This window comes from Pedobacter suwonensis, from assembly GCF_900111825.1.
In the GTDB taxonomy this organism is placed as follows: Bacteria; Bacteroidota; Bacteroidia; order Sphingobacteriales; family Sphingobacteriaceae; genus Pedobacter; species Pedobacter suwonensis.
On the sequence record NZ_FOJM01000002.1, the window covers coordinates 1 to 22,185 of the forward strand.

Annotated in this window: 17 protein-coding genes and 1 pseudogene; 10 read left to right on the forward strand and 8 right to left on the reverse strand. The window is 40.1% G+C overall.

The genetic code is table 11. The features are described from left to right. A pseudogene (locus BM107_RS02595) lies at window positions 1–308 on the reverse strand (IS110 family transposase); the annotation flags it as partial. A gap of 463 nt (window positions 309–771) precedes the next feature. On the opposite strand from BM107_RS02595, the gene BM107_RS02600 reads away from it, so the two are divergent. The 5 genes from BM107_RS02600 to BM107_RS02620 all read left to right on the forward strand — a co-directional run bounded on the left by BM107_RS02600 (window position 772) and on the right by BM107_RS02620 (window position 7,327). Continuing rightward, the gene (locus tag BM107_RS02600) at window positions 772–1,947 is read left to right on the forward strand and encodes an acetyl-CoA C-acyltransferase (RefSeq protein ID WP_090980008.1); all 1,176 of its coding nucleotides are present in this window, start codon (window positions 772–774) and stop codon (window positions 1,945–1,947) included. 30 nt (window positions 1,948–1,977) lie between these two features. Continuing rightward, entirely contained in the window at window positions 1,978–2,874 is an 897-nt protein-coding gene (locus BM107_RS02605) for a hypothetical protein (RefSeq protein WP_090980010.1), read from the forward strand. 137 nt (window positions 2,875–3,011) lie between these two features. Beyond that, a complete protein-coding gene (locus tag BM107_RS02610) occupies window positions 3,012–4,607 on the forward strand; it encodes a peptide MFS transporter (protein ID WP_090980012.1) in 1,596 nt (531 codons plus the stop codon). A 64-nt stretch (window positions 4,608–4,671) separates the two neighbouring features. After that, window positions 4,672–6,153, forward strand: a complete 1,482-nt coding sequence (locus tag BM107_RS02615) for a peptide MFS transporter (protein ID WP_090980020.1) — start codon at window positions 4,672–4,674, stop codon at window positions 6,151–6,153. 439 nt (window positions 6,154–6,592) lie between these two features. Then, the gene (locus BM107_RS02620; protein ID WP_090980022.1) at window positions 6,593–7,327 is read left to right on the forward strand and encodes a polyprenol monophosphomannose synthase; all 735 of its coding nucleotides are present in this window, start codon (window positions 6,593–6,595) and stop codon (window positions 7,325–7,327) included. A gap of 35 nt (window positions 7,328–7,362) precedes the next feature. Here the strand turns inward: BM107_RS02620 and BM107_RS02625 are convergent, their stop codons facing one another. From BM107_RS02625 to BM107_RS02645, 5 genes are all read right to left on the reverse strand, one after another. Beyond that, on the reverse strand, window positions 7,363–7,872 hold the full coding sequence (locus BM107_RS02625) for a YdeI/OmpD-associated family protein (RefSeq protein ID WP_090980023.1): 510 nt from the start codon (window positions 7,870–7,872) through the stop codon (window positions 7,363–7,365). A gap of 203 nt (window positions 7,873–8,075) precedes the next feature. Beyond that, complete coding sequence (gene uxuA / locus BM107_RS02630) at window positions 8,076–9,239, reverse strand: mannonate dehydratase (RefSeq protein WP_090980024.1); 1,164 nt, start codon at window positions 9,237–9,239, stop codon at window positions 8,076–8,078. 74 nt (window positions 9,240–9,313) lie between these two features. Then, on the reverse strand, window positions 9,314–10,138 hold the full coding sequence (locus tag BM107_RS02635) for an SDR family oxidoreductase (RefSeq protein ID WP_090980026.1): 825 nt from the start codon (window positions 10,136–10,138) through the stop codon (window positions 9,314–9,316). A gap of 99 nt (window positions 10,139–10,237) precedes the next feature. Next, window positions 10,238–11,410 (reverse strand): glycoside hydrolase family 88 protein, encoded by a 1,173-nt coding sequence (locus tag BM107_RS02640; protein ID WP_090980028.1) that lies wholly within the window; start codon window positions 11,408–11,410, stop codon window positions 10,238–10,240. A 123-nt stretch (window positions 11,411–11,533) separates the two neighbouring features. Further along, window positions 11,534–13,363: a glycoside hydrolase family 2 protein gene (locus tag BM107_RS02645; RefSeq protein ID WP_167543437.1), complete on the reverse strand. Its 1,830-nt coding sequence runs from the start codon at window positions 13,361–13,363 to the stop codon at window positions 11,534–11,536. Between the two features lie 255 nt (window positions 13,364–13,618). Here BM107_RS02645 and BM107_RS02650 point away from each other — a divergent pair, with 255 nt between their 5' ends. Continuing rightward, on the forward strand, window positions 13,619–14,635 hold the full coding sequence (locus tag BM107_RS02650) for a LacI family DNA-binding transcriptional regulator (protein WP_262987373.1): 1,017 nt from the start codon (window positions 13,619–13,621) through the stop codon (window positions 14,633–14,635). 151 nt (window positions 14,636–14,786) lie between these two features. Here BM107_RS02650 and BM107_RS02655 read toward each other — a convergent pair whose 3' ends face one another. Beyond that, entirely contained in the window at window positions 14,787–16,016 is a 1,230-nt protein-coding gene (locus BM107_RS02655) for an MFS transporter (protein ID WP_090980032.1), read from the reverse strand. 170 nt (window positions 16,017–16,186) lie between these two features. Here BM107_RS02655 and BM107_RS02660 point away from each other — a divergent pair, with 170 nt between their 5' ends. Both BM107_RS02660 and BM107_RS02665 read left to right on the forward strand, forming a co-directional pair. After that, window positions 16,187–16,630 (forward strand): MarR family winged helix-turn-helix transcriptional regulator, encoded by a 444-nt coding sequence (locus tag BM107_RS02660; RefSeq protein WP_090980036.1) that lies wholly within the window; start codon window positions 16,187–16,189, stop codon window positions 16,628–16,630. 46 nt (window positions 16,631–16,676) lie between these two features. After that, window positions 16,677–17,513 (forward strand): MBL fold metallo-hydrolase, encoded by an 837-nt coding sequence (locus BM107_RS02665; RefSeq protein ID WP_090980038.1) that lies wholly within the window; start codon window positions 16,677–16,679, stop codon window positions 17,511–17,513. Window positions 17,514–18,050: 537 nt separating this feature from the next. On the opposite strand, the gene BM107_RS02670 is transcribed toward BM107_RS02665, so the two are convergent. Next, window positions 18,051–18,563 carry a glutathione peroxidase gene (locus tag BM107_RS02670; RefSeq protein ID WP_090980040.1) on the reverse strand — a complete coding sequence of 171 codons (513 nt, stop codon included), beginning with the start codon at window positions 18,561–18,563 and terminating at the stop codon, window positions 18,051–18,053. A gap of 565 nt (window positions 18,564–19,128) precedes the next feature. Between BM107_RS02670 and topA the strand changes: the two genes are divergently transcribed. After that, a complete protein-coding gene (gene topA, locus BM107_RS02675; RefSeq protein ID WP_090980042.1) occupies window positions 19,129–21,693 on the forward strand; it encodes a type I DNA topoisomerase in 2,565 nt (854 codons plus the stop codon). 75 nt (window positions 21,694–21,768) lie between these two features. After that, window positions 21,769–22,173 carry a hypothetical protein gene (locus tag BM107_RS02680; RefSeq protein ID WP_090980043.1) on the forward strand — a complete coding sequence of 135 codons (405 nt, stop codon included), beginning with the start codon at window positions 21,769–21,771 and terminating at the stop codon, window positions 22,171–22,173. The last annotated feature ends 12 nt before the right edge of the window (window positions 22,174–22,185 follow it).

Below are 22,185 nucleotides of genomic sequence, written 5' to 3' on the forward strand. Positions count from 1 at the left end.
TTTGTCCCTTTATCGGTCCGTGGAACATCTGCAGCATTTACTGCAATACAGCTTATTGAACGAACCGCAAAAGCACGCTGTATCCAGAATCCACAGAAACCACTTTCGTAGGCACATTCATAACGAGCTTTAGGATAGTTGGTTAAAAGAAAATTCCACAGTCCATCAACTGATGGAGGAGACTGGACAAAGCTTTTGAGATACTGTCTCCCCAGATACAGTGAAACTGTCCAGCTTTTAAGGTGCACATCGATGCCACAGCTTATCGTATGACCGCTAAAATCTAATTTTTCTGCTAAATTTGTCATGATCTTAGTTCTATTCTTTGTTTAAATTTAACATTTGTGGCTTGCTTAAGACCACTTGAACTAAGATCACTTTATTACATAGATACTGATGGAAGCGGCAGCCCCGAAGTATGAGGGCTACAGCGCACAGCAGGACTACAGCAAGCGAAACGCACTAAACGTCCATTTCCAAAAACCTTAATTGATGAACCAACATCACGACATTTAAGTATTAACTCAACTTCTTTATAACAAACTAATCAACCACCCGCCCTACGGGCTCCCCTACTGAATCAGGAGCGGAGTGAACCGACGCCAGAAAGGCAGAACTTAATTATCCAAAATCATAATGGCGCCAAATCTTACAGTAACCCACATGCTAAAACCGTCTATAAAACGTTATTTTAGGATATACAGGTTTTGGAAACCTGTAAGGTTTGACTAACTTAGCGGCCTAACCAAAAATTCATAAAATTTACTATACATGAAAGAAGTTGTAATTGTATCAGCTGTACGTACACCTATTGGCAGTTTTGGAGGCTCATTGGCTCAATTCTCTGCTACCCAGCTCGGAGGCTTCGCTATTAAGGCTGCTATTGAAAAAGCCGGCTTAAAACCCGAACAGATTCAGGAAATATACATGGGCAACGTTTTGTCGGCCAATTTAGGACAGGCACCTGCTACACAAGCCGCAAAATTTGCCGGCTTACCAGATTTACCTTCCACCACTATCAATAAAGTATGTGCTTCCGGCACCAAAGCCATTATGCTGGCCGCACAAAATATTGCAAACGGCGACAATGAAATTATTGTAGCAGGTGGCATGGAAAGCATGAGTAATGTTCCCTATTATCTGAACAAGGCAAGAAATGGCTATCGCCTGGGCCACGGACAGATTACAGATGGTTTGGTAAAAGATGGCCTTTGGGATGTATACAATGACTACCACATGGGCTCTGCAGCCGAACTTTGTGCTACTGAATGCCAAATCAGTCGCGAAGCGCAGGATAATTTTGCCATCGAATCGTACAAAAGGGCGCAAGCCGCACAGCGTTCGGGTAAATTTACAGATGAAATTGTGGCCATTGAGGTTAAAGACCGTAAAGGAGAAATTACCCTGGTGGATACAGACGATGAACCTACAGCGGTTAAATTTGATAAAATACCTTCACTGAAACCTGTTTTCAAAAAAGATGGAACAGTAACTGCTGCAAATGCCTCTACTTTAAACGATGGTGCAGCAGCATTGGTTTTGATGAGCGCGGACAAAGCAAAGGAACTGGGCTTAAATCCGTTAGCTAAAATTTTAGGTTATGCTGATGCACAACAAGCACCAGAATGGTTTACAACGGCGCCTTCAAAAGCAATTCCCTTAGCTTTACACAAAGCCAATGTAAATGTAAAAGATGTAGATTATTTTGAAATCAATGAAGCTTTCTCAGTAGTTTCCATTGCGAATAACCAACTATTAGAATTGAACGATAACCAGGTTAATGTTAATGGAGGTGCGGTTTCATTGGGTCATCCGCTGGGTGCATCGGGCGCCCGGATTGTAGTTACCTTACTTTCGGTATTGGCACAAAATAAAGGCAAAATCGGTGTGGCAGGAATCTGTAACGGTGGTGGGGGCGCAAGCGCAATCGTTATTGAGAAACTATAATTTTTGCAGCGTTTTTATGCATTTAATGATATGAAAGTGATCAGGTTTTGTATTCTTTTCATCTGCGGAACGCTAAGCCTGGGCTTAAATGCGCAGCAAACCCCGGGCGCATTAAACGTGTTTCAGGATAGCCTGATTAAAATATCGGCAAGGGTTACTGCTGCGCAAAGCGATGCCCAAAAACTAGAGACAAATGGCAGTTTTGTAAAAACACTGGTAGAGGCTTTAAAAATGCCTCATTCTTTTTCTTATCCTTTCGACTCACTTAAAAATGTATCGGTAATTCAATCACCCGATCAGGCTTTTAGGATTTTAAGTTGGTATGTGCTGCTCGAAAACGGTACGTACCGCTATTATGGTGCTGTGCAGATGAACACCAGGAGCGGACCGTTGAAACTTTATCCTTTGATTGATCAAACCGATAATATTAACGACCCTAATGGCGTTACCAACAACCAGAAATGGTTCGGCGCCAGGTATTATGAAATTATTCCGGTAACCAGCGGGAGCCGTTTGCCTTATTATGTGCTTTTGGGATGGAAAGGCAATACGCAGATGACTACAAAGAAAGTAATCGAAATTCTTGCTTTTGACAAAGACAAGCTCAGCTTTGGGGCGCCTGTTTTCGATGGCAAAGCGCTTAAAGGAAAAAACAGGGTCATATTTGAGTATGCCAAATCTAACGCCATGACCTTAAAAACAGATATGAAAGCCGGACTGATTGTTTTTGATCATCTGGCTTCATTTGATCCGGAAATTAAGGGAAAATTTGAGTATTATGGGTCGGATGGTACTTTTGATGGTTTCAAAATTATAGGCGGAAGACTAAAGCTGCAGGAGGATATCATGCTCAATAATGATCCGGATGAGAATGATGCACTTTATGCAGACCCAAAGAAAAATATTAAACCGATCAGGAAGTTTTGATTTTTAACAAATCATTTACCTTACTCCTCGTTCAAAAACTTGTGAGTTTGCCAATCGCTCACTATATTGCGCCCTGCTAAACTAACTTAAACAACACACAAATTCTGAATTCATAAACTAAAACCAACAAATGTTTTATGCAAGCATCTAATGAAACCATTAGTATAGACCATGATAAGGAACTCGACCTTCATTTAGAAAGTCAGGGCGTATCCAAAGAAAAACTATTTAGCCACCCTGTTGGCCTTTTTGTGCTCTTTTTCACCGAGATGTGGGAAAGATTTAGCTATTACGGCATGCGGGCCATATTGGTTCTTTTCCTGATTAGCGACCTGAGTAAAAACGGTTGGGGCTGGCCACGGCCAGAAGCTTTACAGCTTTATGCCATTTACACAGGTTTAGTATATTTTACTCCAATATTGGGTGGTTTAATTGCCGATAGATTTACAGGTTATAGAAAAGCTGTTATCATCGGCGCTTTTGTTATGACGCTCGGCCACGCAGCTATGGCACTTGAAGGTTTCAGCAATAACTTTTTCTATGCCGGCTTGCTATTATTGATTATAGGAAACGGATTTTTTAAACCAAATATCTCTTCCATTGTAGGGAAGCTTTATCCCCCTATCAGCGATAAAAAAGACAGTGCCTATGCCATTTTCTACATGGGTATTAACTCTGGAGCTTTCATCGGGATGTTAATGTGTGGTTACATTGGCGAAAAAGTTGGCTGGCACTACGGTTTCGGTCTTGCCGGTATTTTTATGCTCTTCGGTATGTTGCAATTTTACTTTGGACAAAAAATTTTCGGCGTAATAGGCGCTTCGGTAGATAGAGCAAAAGAAGTTGAAAAAGCAGACCCAACAGTAGAAGAAATTCCGAAAAAGGTAAGGAGCCAGCGTTTATGGGTTATTGCCATCTTATCTGTCTTTACCATTTTCTTCTGGATGGTATTCGAACAGGCCGGTGGTTCGATGACTATTTTCGCTAAAGATTATACGCTTAGAAATTTAACCGGCGGTGCAGCAACTACTTTTAAATGGGTAGACAGCGTTCTTACGATATTCCCATTGGTAGCCGTAACTTTTGTATTATTCTCATTAGCCAGAAAAATATTTAAAAAATATCCGGCAACCATTTTATTTACCTTATTAAGCTTTGCCATTATCTGGGTATTAGCCATCTGGAAAGTAAGTCGGGAACTGGGTTCGGTAAGCACCGAAGTACCTGCGTCATGGTTCAGCGTTCTTAACTCATTCTTTATTGTTTCTTTAGCGCCAATTGTTTCTAAAATCTGGGAAACTAAATTTAACCCAAGCGGTCCTGTAAAATTTGGTTTTGGTCTTATATTCGTAGGTATTGGTTTCGCAGGATTGGCTTACGGAGGTTCTGCTATCCCACAGGGAGCTACATCGGCGCAAGTAAGTCTGTTCTGGCTTGTATTCGCTTATTTCTTTCATACCGTTGGCGAACTTTGCATTTCTCCGGTTGGTTTATCTTACGTAAGTAAGCTTGCACCGTCTAATTTAGTAGGTTTAATGTTTGGTGTATTTTTCACCTGTACCGCCATCGGTAATTACCTTGCGGGTGCCACCGGATCGCTGATTGATAAAATCAGTTCGGCTTATTCCATCTCAACCTTCTTTTTAATCTTCACCATCATTCCTATTGTAGCAGGCTTTATTATGTTCGCCATAAGTCCATTGTTGCGTAAATGGATGCATGGAGTTCACTAATTTAAAAAACACTTTTACTCAAAAGCCCGATATTTGTCGGGCTTTTCATTTTTAAACCTATTTAATGGAAAAAATAGTTTCAATAGAAGAAATTCAAAATTTTAAAGGCAAATACCCAAAACAGCTCTGGCATTTATCATTAGTTGAAATGTGGGAGCGTTTCTGCTTTTATGGAATGCGTGGCGTATTGGCTTTCTTCATGGTAGAGCAACTGGGGTTAAGCGATCAGAAATCTAACCTGCAGTATGGAGCTATACAGGCTTTTGTTTATGCATTTACCTTTATAGGTGGGATTTTCGCCGATAAGATTTTAGGCTTTAAAAAATCATTGTTTTGGGGCGGTACTTTAATGATTATCGGGAACCTGATCCTGGCTTTCTCTCCACACGATCTGTTTTATGCAGGCATTACCTTATCTATTATAGGAACCGGTTTTTTCAAGCCCAACGTTTCATCAATGGTTGGCGAATTGTACCATGAGACAGACAATCGAAGAGATGCGGGCTATGGGCTTTTTTATGCCGGTATTAATGTTGGTGGCTTACTGGGCGGCGCCATGTGTATCTACCTTGGTAAATATTACAACTGGCATTTGTGTTTCTTATCGGCCGCATTGGTGATGATGTTTGGTTTAGGCACATTCATTTTTACTAAAAAACACCTCGGACCAATCGGTAGCTCTCCATTGCTGCACCTTAAAAAATCAAAACAGCAACTGTATGAAACAGCCGTTTATGTAGGTTCGGTATTGTGTATTCCATTGATTTACATCATGGTGAAAAATACCGATTTTACTGATTATTTTATGTACACGATCGGCATTATTGCCCTGGTATATTTCTTATACGAAACCCTTAAAATAAAAGATAAAAAAGCCCAGTATAAATTGTTGGCCGCTTTTGTATTCATCTTCTGTTACTTCATTTTTATGGCCATATCTGAGCAGAGCGGTGGTTCGCTTTCGTTATTTGCAAAGGATAACCTGGATCATAAAATCCTCTTCTTTAATATTGATCCTAATGTGGTAAACAATAGCGTTAACTCATTTTTTGTGATCGTTTTCAGTCCGGTTGTAGGTATTTTATGGCTCGGTCTGTATAAGCGTAAAATTGAACCCAATACGGTAGTGAAATTTGGATTGGGCTTCCTCCTGTTGGCTTTAAGTTTTTATGTCTTTTACGCCACCAGATTCTTTGCAAATACCCAGGGAATTAGCTCCCTAAACGTATTTACCTTCGCTTATTTATTATTGACACTAGGCGAACTCTGTTTGGGACCGATAGGGATGTCGATCATTACCAAATTATCGCCAAAGAAGATGTTCGGCATGATGATGGGACTTTGGTTTTTATCAAGTGCTTTCGGGCAGTTGGCTGCCGGTAAACTCGGTGCAGAAATGTCGAGTATTGAGAATGCAACATTAACCACTAAATTGATGGCTTATACAGAAGGTTATAAAACGCTGGCATTATATTCTTTAATCGCGGGTTTGGCATTGATTATTTTTTCGCAACTGGTTAAAAAGTTAATGCAGGAGGTGAGGTAAGAAGGACATCATTTCGAGCAGAGTGGAGAAATTTATTTGATAAATGATTGTCTATTGAGATATGTGGAGATTTGAAAATGAAGGGACAGTATTTCCTGGAGGACTGATGCCCCGCTCTTTGTTTTAAGTCCTCATACTTCGGCCTCCGGGCTTTACACGCCGATCGGGTTTAGAAACAATGGCTTAGCGAATAAAATCTAATCTGTGCCAGAGCGCTGAAATTAGCGGGAAACCATAGAGGCTAAAATATACGGGAAATAATGGTATTAAAATAAATCCTGAGACAAGTTCAGAATAACGATCGAGAGGTACAAATCACCTGAATTCATGAAAATTCATGATGATTTCATATTAAATATTTACTTTCGCACGTTAAAAGCTAAGAAACGGTAAACCAAACAAAGGCCAAAGCTTATTTTATTTAAAAACCACAACACACGTGTCAGATAGTTTAGTCATCATTCCCACCTACAACGAAAAGGAAAACATCGAAAAAATCATTAGAAAGGTTTTTTCTTTAACACAGCCTTTTCATGTTTTAATTATTGATGACGGTTCTCCTGATGGAACTGCTGAAATTGTAAAATCATTACAAAGGGAATACGAGGGGCACTTATTTATTGAAGAACGGGCAGGCAAACAAGGTTTAGGCACCGCATATATTTATGGCTTCAATTGGGCATTGCAACATGATTATGCCTATATTTTTGAAATGGACGCCGATTTTTCTCATAACCCTGAAGATTTACCGCGTTTACGCGAAGCCTGTGTAAACGGCGCAGATGTAGCCATTGGCTCGAGGTATGTTAAAGGTGTAAATGTAGTTAACTGGCCAATGGGCAGGGTTTTAATGTCGTATTTTGCTTCCATGTACGTACGTATCGTTACCCGGATCAACATTCAGGATGCTACTGCCGGTTTTAAATGTTACCGCAGGATTGTGCTCGAAACTATCCCGCTAAACAAGATTAAGTTTGTAGGTTACGCCTTCCAGATTGAAATGAAATTCACCGCCATTAAATTTGGCTTTAAGGTAGTTGAAGTTCCGATCATCTTTACCGATCGTACTGAAGGAACATCAAAAATGAGTACCCGCATTTTTAGGGAGGCTTTTTTAGGTGTAATCCAGATGAAAGTTTCGAGTTGGTTCAGGAACTATAGCAGGAAAGCTTAAGTTTGAAGCTGGAAGTTTGGAGTTTAGCACTAAATTCAGGACTTTCCTTTAGACTCCCGTATCATTGTCCCAAAATCCTGTCCTTTATCCATTGCCTTAACAGTCATTACTATTCTTTTGGTACGCGTAGCTTCTGTTTTAGCCTGGTTAATCCAATTGATATAATAGTTTTGGTGCGATTTAGGCTGTTTTAAAAAGTTTTGAATTAAATGTGCTTCTTCTGAAAGGCAGATTTCAAGATCTTCAGGCATTTCAATTTTAAAATCTTTATCTTCTTCCAAAGATAATTCTACAACTGCCCCGGCTTCTTTTTTAAGTTTTTTTCGTACATCGCTTTTTAAAGCTATAACAAAATCGCCCTCTCCCATTGGCAGAACTGCCATACCGTTAATCTCCAACTGATCTATTTTTCCCTTCACCCTGAAGCTCTTTTTACAGTTGGGTTTAATTCCGTTGGCTAAAGCAGCGGGGATAAATACATAACTCCAGCCCGTTTTTTCGCCCATGGTTTCGAAACGTTCTATTTCTGCTTTGAAATGGATCATGAGTCTAAATATAGAAATTCTATTGAAGAAAAACCATTAACGATACAATCGTTTACTATTACGCACGCGTTTGGAAACGCGCGCAAATAAAAAGATTCATTAGACTCCGCTTATCAGAATGAAAAGAAAATAAACAACCCAGTGAAATTGCTTTACTAAAAAGTCGGGACAAGCTTTCGTTCCTGCCCCGACAATGATCTCAATTAATAGTTTCCTGTAACACCAATCTCTAATCCCCTGAGTTCAGCCAGACCTCTTAATCGCCCTATGGCAGAATAACCCGGATTGCTTACTTTGGCCAGGTCATCCAACATCTGGTGCCCATGGTCTGGGCGGAAAGGGATGGCCTGATCGCGTATTGCGTTTTCTGCGGTGAGCGCTTTCATGATCTCGTACATATTTACATCGCCACCTAAATGATCGGCTTCGTAAAAACTGCCGTCTTCATCTTTTTTAACGTTACGCAAATGTGCAAAATATACCCTTTCTTTAACCGCATTGAAAATTTCCAAGGTATTATTCCCCATACCGGCACCTAAGGAACCTGTACAAAAACAAACACCATTAAAAGCCTGGTCCACTTCTTTAATAATGTAATTAAAATCTTCGAGTGTACTTGCTATTCTTGGTAAGCCTAAAATGGCATAAGGTGGATCATCCGGATGGATGGTCATTTTGATGCCTTCTTCGGTACAAACCCCGGCAATAGATGATAAGAAAAACTTCAGATTCTCTTTCAAACCCTGTGTTCCAATCGCTTTATACTCATTAATGCTGTTGCGCAGGGTTTCCAGTTCAATTTCTTTTTCGTTCGGGATGCCCATTAACACATTAATGCGGAGATCAACCAGCTCCTGTTCGGTCAAGCTGGCAAATTTAGCGGCAGCCCGATCTAAAACAGATTTTGAATAATCTGCCTCCGCCCCTTCGCGCTTTAAGATATAGAGATCAAAAATGGCCAGATCGATCCAGTTAAAATAAAGTGCCTTTGATCCATCGGTCATTTCGAGATCCAGCTGTGTACGTGTCCAATCTAATACCGGCATAAAATTATAACAAACGATCTTAATACCGCAGGCCGACAGGTTGCGCAAAGAACTTTTATAATTTTCGATATACTGCCCGGCATCGGCCCTTCGGGTTTTAATGGCTTCGTGTACGGGAACGCTTTCTACTACCGACCAGGTTAAACCTGCAGCCTCAATAATAGCTTTTCTTTCCCGGATATCTTCCAAAGGCCAAACTTCGCCATGCGGAATATGATGTAATGCTGTTACAATTCCTGTAGCACCTGCCTGTTTAACATCTTGCAGGCTAACCGGATCATTAGGGCCATACCAACGCCAGGTTTGTTCTAATTTTTTCATGATATATGATTACACTGATTTATATAATTGCACTGATGAGCTGATTTTAAAAATTTTTACGGTTAAATCCATCCTTAAACGCCGGAGAATGCGGTAAATCCACCATCTACTTTAATATTTTCACCGTTTACAAATTTAGCGGCGTCACTCAGCAGGTATACCAATGCTCCGATTAACTCTTCGGGTGCACCAAAGCGTTTAAATGGGGTTTTTGCAATAATGGCCTGCCCCCTTGCGGTTAAAGAACCATCATTATTGGTTAATAATGCCCTGTTCTGGTTGGTGATAAAAAAGCCAGGCACAATGGAATTTATCCTGATTTTATCCTGGTAACGGTTGGCCAGCTCAACAGCCATCCATTTGGTAAAACAGTCTATTGAAGTTTTGGCCAGTGAGTAACCCAATACGCGTGTAACGGCCTGATTAGCAGAAACCGATGAAATATTGACAATACTTCCTCCATTTTTTGCGATTTCTCTTCCGAAAATCTGCGTAGGCAAAATGGTTCCGAATAAATTGAGGTCAAATGCCTGTTTCAGGGCTGAAATATTAATATCAAAAATATCGCTTCCGGGCTGGATTACTGCCTCGGCAATATTACCACCTGCTGCATTCACCAATGCATCTATCCGCCCGTATGTTTTGATGATTGTTGTATTTGCATCTACCAGTTGCTGTTCATCCAGTACATCGGCAATAATATAAATCGCTTTACCGCCTGTATCAATTACCTCTGCTACCCTTTGTTTAGCCACCTCTTCGTTTCTCCCGATCACCACGATGGTGGCTCCGGCTGCGCACAAACCATTAACAAATGCTTCGCCCAAAATACCTGTAGCCCCGGTAACAACTACTACCTTATTTTCCAGTGAGAACAGGCCTCCAATTTCTTTTATCATCTTTAATGTCTTATAATCTTATATTCAATTCTGATCTATCTCTTCAATAATGCACAAGCATATATCAATCTTTCAAACAACCACCGCCGTGACTGGACTTTATTTTTTACTTCTAAGCAAAGCTTCCAGATAATAATAATCGGCATAATTGATCGGTACATCTATTTCGGATTTGGCCGGACGATGCCCCGTACTATGGGTTAAAATGAAACCATAATTTGAACCAATTTTACCCGTATATTTTGTTGTGAGTGAGTTTAAGATCTTATCGGCTGCCGCTTTATATTTTTTAGCGTGGACACTGTACGTTGCCAGCTCATAAAGTGCAGAAGCGGTAATGGAAGCAGCAGATGCATCTCTTGATGTTTCAGGGATTTTCGGATCATTGTAATCCCAATAAGGAATTCCGTCAACAGGGGTAATTTTATTGTTCAGGATAAAATCTGCAATCCCATCGGCCTGAGTTAAATAAACCCTATTTTTGGTTTCGCGATAACACATGGTATAACCATATAACGCCCATGCCTGTCCCCTGGCCCAGGCGGATTCGTTTGCATAACCCTGTGCCGTTACTTTCTGAAGCACTTTACCTGTCAGGGTATCGTAATCGATAACGTGGTAAGAACTAAAATTAGGTCTGAAATGGTTTTTTAAAGTGGTATTGGCATGCGTTACCGCAATTTTGTAAAAAGATGGATCGCCCGTTAACCTGGTGGCTTCGAACAAAAGTTCAAGGTTCATCATATTATCGATAATTACCGGATATTTCCATTTATCGCCATTATGATCCCAGGATTTGATCACGCCTGCGGTAGCATTAAACCTGGTTGATAAGGATTTTGCGGCCTGGATAATTACCGCCCTGTAAGCCGGATCGCCTGTTAAGCGGTAGCCATTACCAAACGGGCAATAGATCATGAAACCCAGATCGTGTGTTCCTTTGTTAAACTGCTCCGGCTTGATGTCTTCAGTATATTTTTTGGCCAATTGCAGCCATCTTTTATCCTTTGTATATTGATAGAAATACCAGAGTTCAGCCGGGAAAAATCCGCTGGTCCAGTCTCCGGATCCAACCATCTTAAACTGTCCGTTTTCTACCGTACGTGGCGAAACGAGATCAGGCCTGATGCGGCGTGCTGAATCTACATTTTTGATCAATACATTGGTTTGTTCTGCCGCCGATGCAAAGGCCTTGGCTACATTTAATTGCTGAGCCTTTACTACACTGAAAGACAGCATACTTAATGCGATTGTTATTAATTTCATCTTCATGTTACAACCAGATTAATAACTTAAGGATAGTAAAGGGCTGCCTACTGCTTCCATCGGTGTGCTTTGATCTCATTTTACCCTCCATGACTTTTTAAAACAGCCTGACACAATTTATTTATGTTACTATTTGTATTTAACCTGCATCTGATCATAAAAATCCTTCAGCACAAAAAATGCTTTCTTTTTCTGACCTGTTTCACTGATCAACCCTTTACGGTTCCAAAAATTCTGATAGATCGGGTGCTGTCTCCGTGGCGACCTGAAATCGGTTAAGATCCATGGCGTCATGCCGCGCAAGGCACCGATTTTGCTCAACATCGTTATCTGGTTTTTATATAAGGCCTCCTGGTATTCTTCACTCCAGCGGGTATTTTCATCGGCATGGAAACCAGCCAACGCGCCACCACCGAATTCTGAAATCACAACCGGCTTTTTATATTTGATATCGAAATTGTATTTGACAATTTCGGACGGGTTACCGCCAGAGTACCAGCCAGCATATTCATTAAAACTAACCAGATCTATTTTTTCGCCCAGAGGATCATTTAATACCATATTATTTCCTTCGCGGTGCACCTCTAAAGCAGCGGCAATCAAACGGGTATCATCCAATGCCCGGGCAGCTTCAGCCAAATTGCTCATAAAACTCAAACGGGCGTCGCTTAGCGGCGTTTCATTCCCGATCGACCAGACAATTACACTTGCCCTGTTTTTATCGCGTACAATTAAATCAGTCAGTTGCTTTTTGGCGTTAGCATAGGTTGCGGGGTTGGTCCAGCTGATGGTCCAGTAAACAGGCACTTCTGCCCAAACCAGTAAGCCCATTTCATCAGCAAGGCGGATCATCTCTTCATTATGCGGATAATGCGCCAATCGCACATAATTACAATTCAGGTCTTTAGCCCATTGCAACATCATACGCATATCTCCCTCTGAGCGCAAACGCCCGGCTAAAAGCGGATTCTCATCATGGAGTGATATCCCTCTTAAAAAAACAGATTTACCGTTCAGCAGGATGCTATCGCCGTTGACCTGAATGGTTCTGAAACCAATTTTATCATTGATATTTTCTTTATCACTTTTAATATTTACCTCATATAATTTCGGCGTTTCCGGCGACCATAAACTTAAATTGTTCCAGATAAATTCGTCAGCTATTTTACCTTCGCTATCCGTTTTATATTTCCTTTCAAGCTTAAGTTCGGGGATGGACAGCGTAATTTCCTGACCGGCGGTTGCATCAGCCAGTTTTGCCGAGAAATTTAACAGGTTATTATTTCCCTTTACCAACTGCAGTTTGTAGTCACTGATAAAATGCTCCGGAAATTCAGCTAAAAAAACATCGCGGGTAATGCCACCATAATTCCACCAATCGGTATTTACCGTTGGGATTTCATCCTGCCTGCGGATGTTATCGACCTTAAGTACAATGGAGTTTTCGCCAGTTTTTAAAGTATTGGTCACATCAAACTGGAACGGCGTAAAACCGCCTTTGTGCACGCCAAGTTTTTTCCCGTTAAGGTAAACATGTGCTTCGTAGTTTACCGCACCAAAGTAGACGAAATATTTTTTTCCTTTTTCAGGTTTTGCCTCAAACTTTCTGCGCAGCCAGATATTACCTTCGTAAAGTTCTAATTTTTCTGACTGCGAATTCCAATCGCCGGGAACGTTCATTTGTGGCGAATGGTCAAAATCATATTCAATCAGTTCTGATTTGTCTTTCTGCACTTTATCATCATAAAAACCTCCTGATCCACTTTTAGACTGATCAAAAGGATCATGACGATAATCGTAATAACCATTTTCGTAGGGATCTATAATATAATTCCATTTCCCATTAAGACTCTGTATTTTACGGCCCTTAATGTTCTGTATAGCCGTAACCTGACCGTAACTGAATGATGAAAGAAGCGAAAAGCAGATTAAAAATACGCTATAGGTTGTTTTTAGCATAACTTAAATTTTAATATGATTAATTGATCGTTTCAAAACTAACAATTAATTGCGGACGGTTTCGCTTCCGCTGGCCTAAATTTGAGCATTATTATGTTTTTGCCTGGTTGTATTGCGCTAACGAATTTAGAAAAGCTAAAGAGATTAATTGATTTCAAGTGAACCAAAACAGACTAAAAACAGATTGAAACCCTATTTCAAACGTTTGAAATAATGGCATTTTTTCTTAATTATGCATAGCGATCGGAAAAGATGATGAACAATACACCCATAACCCTGAAATTCTTGGCTGAAAAGTTAAAGATGTCAGTTTCTACAGTATCAAAAGCCCTTAATAATTACCCTACCATAAATGCATACACGAAGCAGCGTGTTCAGGAAATGGCCCGCGAGCTAAATTTTACGCCCAATAAATCTGCCATCAACTTAAAGGAAAAGAAATCACGTATTATTGGAGTAGTCCTGCCCAACCTTTTAGACCACTTTTTCACCAGAAGTATTGATGGCATAGAGCAAGTAGCAACACAAAATGGATACAATGTGATCATCAGTCAATCGCATGATGAGCTGGCAAAGGAGATACAATCGGCAAATATGCTGTTAAGGAGTCGTGTTGACGGTTTGATTGTAGCCATTTCGAAACAAACACAGGATTTTGCACACCTTAATCAGTTTGAACATATGGGCATTCCGGTAGTTTATTACACACGCAACCCGAGTTTTAATTTAAGCTGCCACAAGGTTTTGGGCAACACTTTTCAGGGTTGCTATGAGGCCACTAAATTTTTGATCGAGAGGGGGCATACCAAAATTGCTTACCTGGGCGGCCCAAAAATGACCAATTTTACACACGACCGTTTTAATGGCTATATTCACGCCTTAAAAGATAATGATGTCCCTTTTTCAGCAAAATTTGTTGCTTATACTGATTTTGACAAGGAAAATACCATTGCTGCAATTAAGAATTTATTTGCCGATCCAGACCATACGCCCACTGCACTTGTGGCTTTTAAAGAGCCTATTCTTTTTGATGCCATAAAATACCTGAAATCATCAAACCATCCTAACTTTGATAAAATCGAAAGCATAGGTTTTGGAAACAATGCATTTATCAATTACCTCGATTCGCCCCCTATCGCCTCGATTGAAGAGAACCCCGAATCGGTAGGTGAAAATGCAATTAAACTCCTGCTCCGGTTAATCACCAAGGAAATCGATATGAAAAACCATCAGAAGGTAATGGTGGACTGTAAGTTAGTGGTGCACGGGTAAGCGTTTGGTAAAAGGCATTCGGCGTTTTGTTCGCAGCTTCTGTGCTTTCTGTGCTGTCAGATGTTACCATCTGACTGGTGTTTTTGCTTTCTTTTACGCCTGATCTATTTATACAGTGTAAGATGGAAACATCTTACACCACTTAACCATACTAATTCAACGAAACTGCACTGCTATTCACTTGACTTCTGTGCCGCTCGTTATACACAAATGCTGCAACAATTAATAGCCCTGCAATTCCTTCAAAAGCAACCACCACCTGCGTACCGAAAAGATGAGCCAGATAACCCATCAACAAACTGCCAATTGGCAACACGCCCTGATATGCCATTATATAGTAACTCATTGTCCTTCCCCTCATGGTATCATCGGCATGGGTTTGCAAATAAGTGTTAATAGATGAATTTTGAGCCATCAAACCCAGAGCAGCTAAACTGGTACAAACTAATGCGAGAATAAGTGATGGTGATATGGCGAGTGCCACAACGGAAACAGCCAGCAAAACACCCGACAACATGACGATTTTCTGCAGATTCTGACCTGCTTTTAATGTAGCCATATAAATGGCCCCGAAGAACGCCCCAAATCCGGCAGCACTTTCGAACCAGCCAAATGTTGTAGCATTTCCGCTGAAAATATCTTTTGCAAAAACGGGTAACAAAGTAGTAAAAGGGATAACCAGTAAACTTGATGCAGCCATTGTTAATACCATGGCAGCCAGGTCTGGCGATGATTTAAGGTAATCATATCCTTTTTTAAGGTCAACCCAGATATTTTCCGTTGACTTTTGATGCTCGGTAAGTTTAAGCTTCATCATCACCATGCAAGCTAATACCGCGATAAAACTGATAAAATTGATTATAAAACAGATATCCTCTCCTAAGGTACTTAAAATCACTCCTGCCAGCGCCGGACCAATTAGCCTGGCCGCATTAAACATTGAAGAGTTGAGCGCAATGGCATTAGGCAAATCTTCTTTATCATCAATTAAATTTACCATTAACGATTGGCGTGCCGTCACATCAAAAGCATTTACCAGGCCCTGAACCAGTGAAAGTGCTGCAATCCAGAACATATCGTACACTTTAAACCAGATCATTAACGCCAGGGCGCCAGCCTGCAACATCAGAATTACCTGGGTAATCACCAATATTTTATATTTATTGTGCCTGTCTACATAACTTCCTGCATAGGGCGCCAACACCAGAGAAGGAATTAAACTTAAAAAAGTAATCAATCCCAATAAAAAAGCTGACCCTGTTAAACGGTAAACCAGCCAGCTAATGGCAACACGCTGCATCCATGTACCAATTAATGAAATGGCCTGACCTGTAAAAAACAGCCTGTAATTATAATGCCTTAACGAACGAAAAATACTCATGATTAAAATAGTAAAGTAACTTTACAAAAATACAAAACATGAAAACAATACTGAAGCCAAAAAATACAATTTTTATCATTTTAAAATCAAAAATTGAGCATTATAAAAAGCCACTACCATTTATGATTAAAAATAAAGCGCTATCTTTGTAAAGTATATTTACCAATAGAATGCCAACTCAAACACAAGAAATTGCTGCAAAGTTAAGAAGCACGGTTACCCGCTTAACCAGGGCGTTGCGCAAACAGAACGTAAGTTCAGAATTTAGCAATGCAGAAATATTAACCATGTCGCTATTGGAGCAACATGGCAAATTGCTTTCTACGGAGCTGGCTGACATGGAAAGGGTATCTAAACAGGCCGTTTCTCAGATCATCAACCGACTTTTCGATGCCAAATGTGTAGCACGATTCCCCAGCGAGGAAGATAAGCGAAAAGTTTTTATCGGATTAACCGAACTTGGTGAAAAACATCTTATTGCCACCCGAAAGATAAAAGAAGAGTGGCTGGTTCAGACCATGGAAAAAATCTTTTCTTCAGAAGAAATCAATTTGATACAGGCTTTCTTGCCATTACTTTCGCGACTGGTAGAACACAATGATGCAAAGGCATAGTTTTTCTTTTCCCGTTCGCTAAATAAGCCTTATCTTGCAACCTTAAATGGCACTGTATTTCACCTCAATTAATTCGGGCAGCAATGGCAATTGTTACTACATTGGTAATGATCATGAGGCTGTTTTGGTTGATATTGGCCTGACCTGCAAAGAGGTTGAAATCCGCATGAACCGTTTAGGGCTGTCTATAAGTAAAGTAAAAGCAATTTTTATCTCGCACGAGCATAGCGATCACATCAGGGGCTTAGCCGTTTTTGCTAAAAAATACAAACTCCCCGTTTACATTAGTACACTAACATTAAGAAACAGCAGGCTTCTGCTCGACGCGAACAACACCTTTTCCCTTAGTCACCAGCAACATATTCAGATCGGCAGTTTAAAGGTTGCTGCTTTTTCTAAATTCCACGATGCAGCCGATCCCTACAGCTTTACGGTTGAATGTAACGAAGTACGTGTTGGTGTTTTTACAGATATAGGCTCAGTATGCGATCGCCTGATTGCACATTTTAAAAATTGCCATGCCGCTTTTTTAGAGGCTAATTATGATGCACAAATGCTGGAAAACGGCAGTTATCCTTATTTTTTGAAGAGAAGGATTACAAACGGCCACGGCCACCTCAGCAATACGCAGGCTTTAGAACTGTTCATCAATCATAAAGCGCCGTACATGAGCCACTTATTATTGAGCCATTTATCAAAAGACAATAATGATGCAGCCCTTGTGGAAAAACTTTTCAAAAATGTAGCAGGCGATACTTTTATTAAGGTAGCTTCAAGACATGAAGAAACGGAGCTTTATTACGTTAGCAATAGCCAAAACACGCCGGAACCTTATTCTTTCGATCCAAGTCTGTACCAACCGGCACAGCTCAACCTGTTTTAGCATCTCAAGTCAAAAACAACTGCACTTTTTTATAAATGATTAGACGGCTTCGACTATCTGAGATAGTTAACCACTATTCAATAATAAGACACTAATAAATCGTCGATAAATTTATTTTTTTCAAAAACTTTTTATCCGGGCAGGCGTTATATATATACTTCATAAATAGTTTGTTTGGTTTATTTGGGGCTTATGGATTTAAGCCCCTTTCTTTTTTTAACCGGTCACATTCCGGACTAGCCATGGTTTCATGCTGAGTTTATTTTACAACTATAAATAGTGTTTTCAATTGCCTTGTAGCTACCTCGCGGTCAGCATTTTAATTGCAGCTAGGACCCTGAAATAAATCTGACAGTTATCGAATCAGGGTGACCATCAGCTTAAGCAAATATTCACCTAGAAGCTGCAAATACTAATTGAACTTAGGTTAATAAACAAAAAAAGGCAAAATGGCTATTTACCACTTTACCTTTTAATTATTTGTTGAGCGAAAGATCAAATCAATCTTTCACTTTTACATCATCCATTTTCCATCCTCTACAGATATTTGGTAATGGCTTCATCAGTAGGTTTTGTTTTTGAACGGAAACGGTGTACCAACTCACCTTTTTCGTTGATTAAGAACTTCTCAAAATTCCATTTGATATCGCCCTGCTCTTCGGTATTGGTCTGAGATGTTAAATATTTGAATAATGGACTGATATCATTGCCTTTAACGCTGCTTTTTTCGGCCAGCAAAAAGGAAACATTGTACTTTCCGGTACAAAATTCTTTAATTTCTGCATTGGTAGAAAATTCCTGACCGCCAAAGTTACCTGCAGGGAAACCGATTAGTACTACTTTTTTACCATATTGTTTCTGAAGTTTTTCTAAATCTTCATACTGCGGTGTGAAACCACATTTAGATGCAGTATTAACAATCAAGATTTTTTTGCCTTTAAATTTAGAAAGTTTAATTTCCTTGCCATCAATGGTTTTGAAGCTGAAATCGTAAACATTTTTTGGTGGCGACACCAATAAGTTTAATAGGATTAGAATAGTGCTGATCATCGTTTTTTTTAATTTAATATACGAATATAGCCACAAATAGTTTTTACAAGTGTGATTTGCATGTAAATTAATGTATCCGCTACCAATTATGTCGAATTCCTGTCACTATTGAGCTATTTTATTATCGAACATTATTAATAGTGTAGAAATGAAAGTGCGGGTGTTCTGTGTGGTAATTGGTCTTGCTACCGTTTATTTTCCCGCTGCGCAGAGGGCTGTTCCGCTATTATCAGACTAGCTAATAACAGGCTATTGATCTTTTGTAATCCAGTTCGGCACAAAGCTGATAAAACTGCAATATTAGTAAAGGCCATGCCACCTAAACCCCAGTGAAGCGGAAAACCTGGAGACAGGGGAATGGCGGTTGCGGATTTGAAGCAACAGGCGGGAGCAAGCCTTAGCTAACCACCACCAAAACTGCTTTTCAAAAAGAATTAAAATCAGATTAAAACCGACTGATAATCCTATATATTTTACCAACATTTAAGATTTTTTTTGTATTAAATTCTCATCGGGTTTGGATTTGTGCCCTAATTATAGCTTTATTTGCACAAAAACGTATTTCATGGCCAAAAATTTATTAATCGTCGAGTCACCCGCAAAAGCTAAAACTATTGAAGGCTATCTAGGTAAAGATTTCCTGGTGAAATCTAGCTATGGCCATATCCGTGATTTAGTTAAAGGTGATATGGCGATTGATATCAAGAATAATTTTGCCCAAACCTACGAGGTGCCTGCCGATAAGAAAAACGTGGTTTCTGAATTAAAAAAGCTAGCTAAAGAAGCCGAAATGGTATGGCTAGCATCCGATGAGGACCGCGAGGGAGAGGCCATTTCGTGGCACTTATTCGAAACTTTAGGCCTGAAAGTAGAGAAAACAAAACGTATCGTTTTTCATGAAATTACCAAACCGGCCATTTTAAAAGCAATTGATAGTCCGAGAGGAATTGATTATAACCTGGTAAACGCTCAACAGGCACGCCGTGTGTTAGATCGTTTAGTGGGTTTCGAACTTTCTCCTGTTCTATGGAAAAAAGTAAAACCATCACTTTCTGCAGGCCGTGTACAATCGGTAGCGGTACGTTTAATAGTAGATAGAGAGCGTGAAGTTTTAAACTTTAATGCTACGGCTGCCTATAAAATTACCGCTCAGTTCTCAACCGGAAAAGGAAAAGAAATGGTAAAGGCAGAACTTTCACAGCGTTTTGAAAATGAGGCTGAGGCAGAAAAGTTTCTTCAGGACTGTGTAAATGCTAAATTCGATATCACCAGTTTGGAAACAAGGCCTGCCAAACGCAATCCTGCAGCTCCATTTACCACTTCTACCCTACAGCAAGAGGCCTCCAGAAAATTAGGTTTTTCGGTAGCACGAACCATGCAGGTAGCGCAAAGATTATATGAGGCCGGTAAGATTACCTACATGAGAACAGATTCGGTCAACTTATCAGAAACTGCTGTTAATGCCGCTGCCGCCGAAATTAAATCAGCTTATGGCGAAAAATATCATCAGCCAAGGGTATATAAAACCAAATCTGCAGGTGCACAGGAAGCACACGAAGCCATCCGCCCTACTTATTTCGACAGACATACAGTAGATGGTGATATTTCAGAAAAGCGTTTGTACGATCTGATCTGGAAACGTTCTATTGCATCGCAGATGAGCGAAGCATTATTCGAAAAAACCACAGCCCAGATTACTGCATCAACCAGAAAAGAACACCTGGTAGCTGAGGGTGAAGTATTAAAGTTCGACGGCTTTTTAAAAGTTTACCTGGAATCTACGGACGATGATGAAAACGAAGAAAAAGAAGGTGGTGCCATTTTACCTCCTTTAGCAAAAGGGCAGGAATTATTTTTAAAAGAAATGCAGGCTACGGAGCGTTATTCCCGGCCGCCAGCCAGATATACTGAGGCCAGCTTGGTTAAAAAACTGGAAGAACTGGGCATTGGCCGTCCATCTACCTACGCTCCAACTATTTCTACGGTACAAAACCGTGGCTATGTAGTAAAAGAAGATAGAGATGGCAAAAAGCGCAATTTTACGGCTATTGTTTTAGCAGATGGAAAAGTAAAAAAAGAAATTAAATCAGAAATTACCGGCGCTGAGAAATCAAAACTCTTCCCAACTGATATTGGTGAAGTAGTAAACGATTTTTTAGTGGAGCATTTTAAAGGAATCGTCGACTTCAACTTCACCGCAAAGGTGGAGAAAGAATTTGATGAGATTGCACAGGGGTTACAGGAATGGACCAAAATGTTGCACTCATTTTACAACCCCTTTCATACCGAGGTAGAAACAACACTCGAAACTGCAGAACGTGCCACCGGCGAGCGATTGCTGGGGGTAGATCCGGCAAGTGGTAAAAATGTATATACCAAGGTTGGAAAATTTGGCCCTCTGGTTCAGATCGGCGAATTGGATGACGAGGAAAAGCCGCGATATGCCAGCTTAATGCGCACACAGTCTGTCGCAACCATTACTTTAGAGGAAGCCCTGGAACTGTTTAAACTTCCTTTCCAGCTCCCTGATTTTGAAGGCAAAGAGGTAATGGTTGGGGTTGGCCGTTTTGGTCCATACGTTAAATGGGGCGAAAGCTTTATTTCTCTTCCTAAAAACGAAGAACCCTTATCGGTAACTTATGAACGCGCGGTTGAAATTATCAAAGAAAAAATGGATGCCGATGCACCTATTGCTTTTTACGAAGGTTTAGGCGTAACAAAAGGAAAAGGCCGCTTTGGTCCCTTTATTAAATGGAACGATCTCTTTATCAATATCCCTGCAAAAGGATATGATTTCGATAATTTAAGCCAGGAGGATATCAATACCTTGATTAGCAAAAAAGTAGAAAAAGAGGCCAATAGGTACATCAAAACCTGGGATGCCGAAAAAATTTCTATTGAAAATGGCCGTTGGGGACCATTTATCCGTTTTGGTAAACAGATGCTTAAATTACGGAATAATGAGGCCACCAAGCAAAAATATACGCCGGAAGAACTGGCCGACATCGATTTGGAAACCGTTAAGAAAATGATTGTGGAGCAGGTGCCAAACGCTTTCGAAACGAAGAAAAAAGCACCGGCAAAGAAAAAAGCGGCACCGGCAAAAAAGGCAGTTGCAAAGAAAAAATAGGCCAGAATTAAATGATTTTAGGATGGTAGGATTCTCTCATCCAAAATAAATTATACAATTAAACAGTTAACCCAGTTGAAAGCAGATTTACCTGAAAATATAGTTGAAGATATTGCCATGGCCGTTGTTTTGATGGGTGAAACACCCGAAGTAAAAAACTGGACGGTTTATCTTGTTAATCTTAAAAACGAGCCCTTAACCAATGTATTGATCAGCTCTAAAGGTTATGGTGAAAAAGATGGCAAGCAGGTAAAAACCTCCGTGTTAAGACACTTTATTGGCGATATGGAAGCCAATTCTTTTGCAGGAGTAGAAGCCATTGATCCGGAAGTTTTTGGCTTAACCAACGAATATTGGTTAAGTTATTACATCGGCAGTACCATTTACGATAAAAAATTTATATTTCTGCCTGAAAGCATTATTGATTCTAATCTGATCAAAATACCTTTAGTGAATAAACCTGGAGTGATGATAAAATAGTTGAGAGTTTGG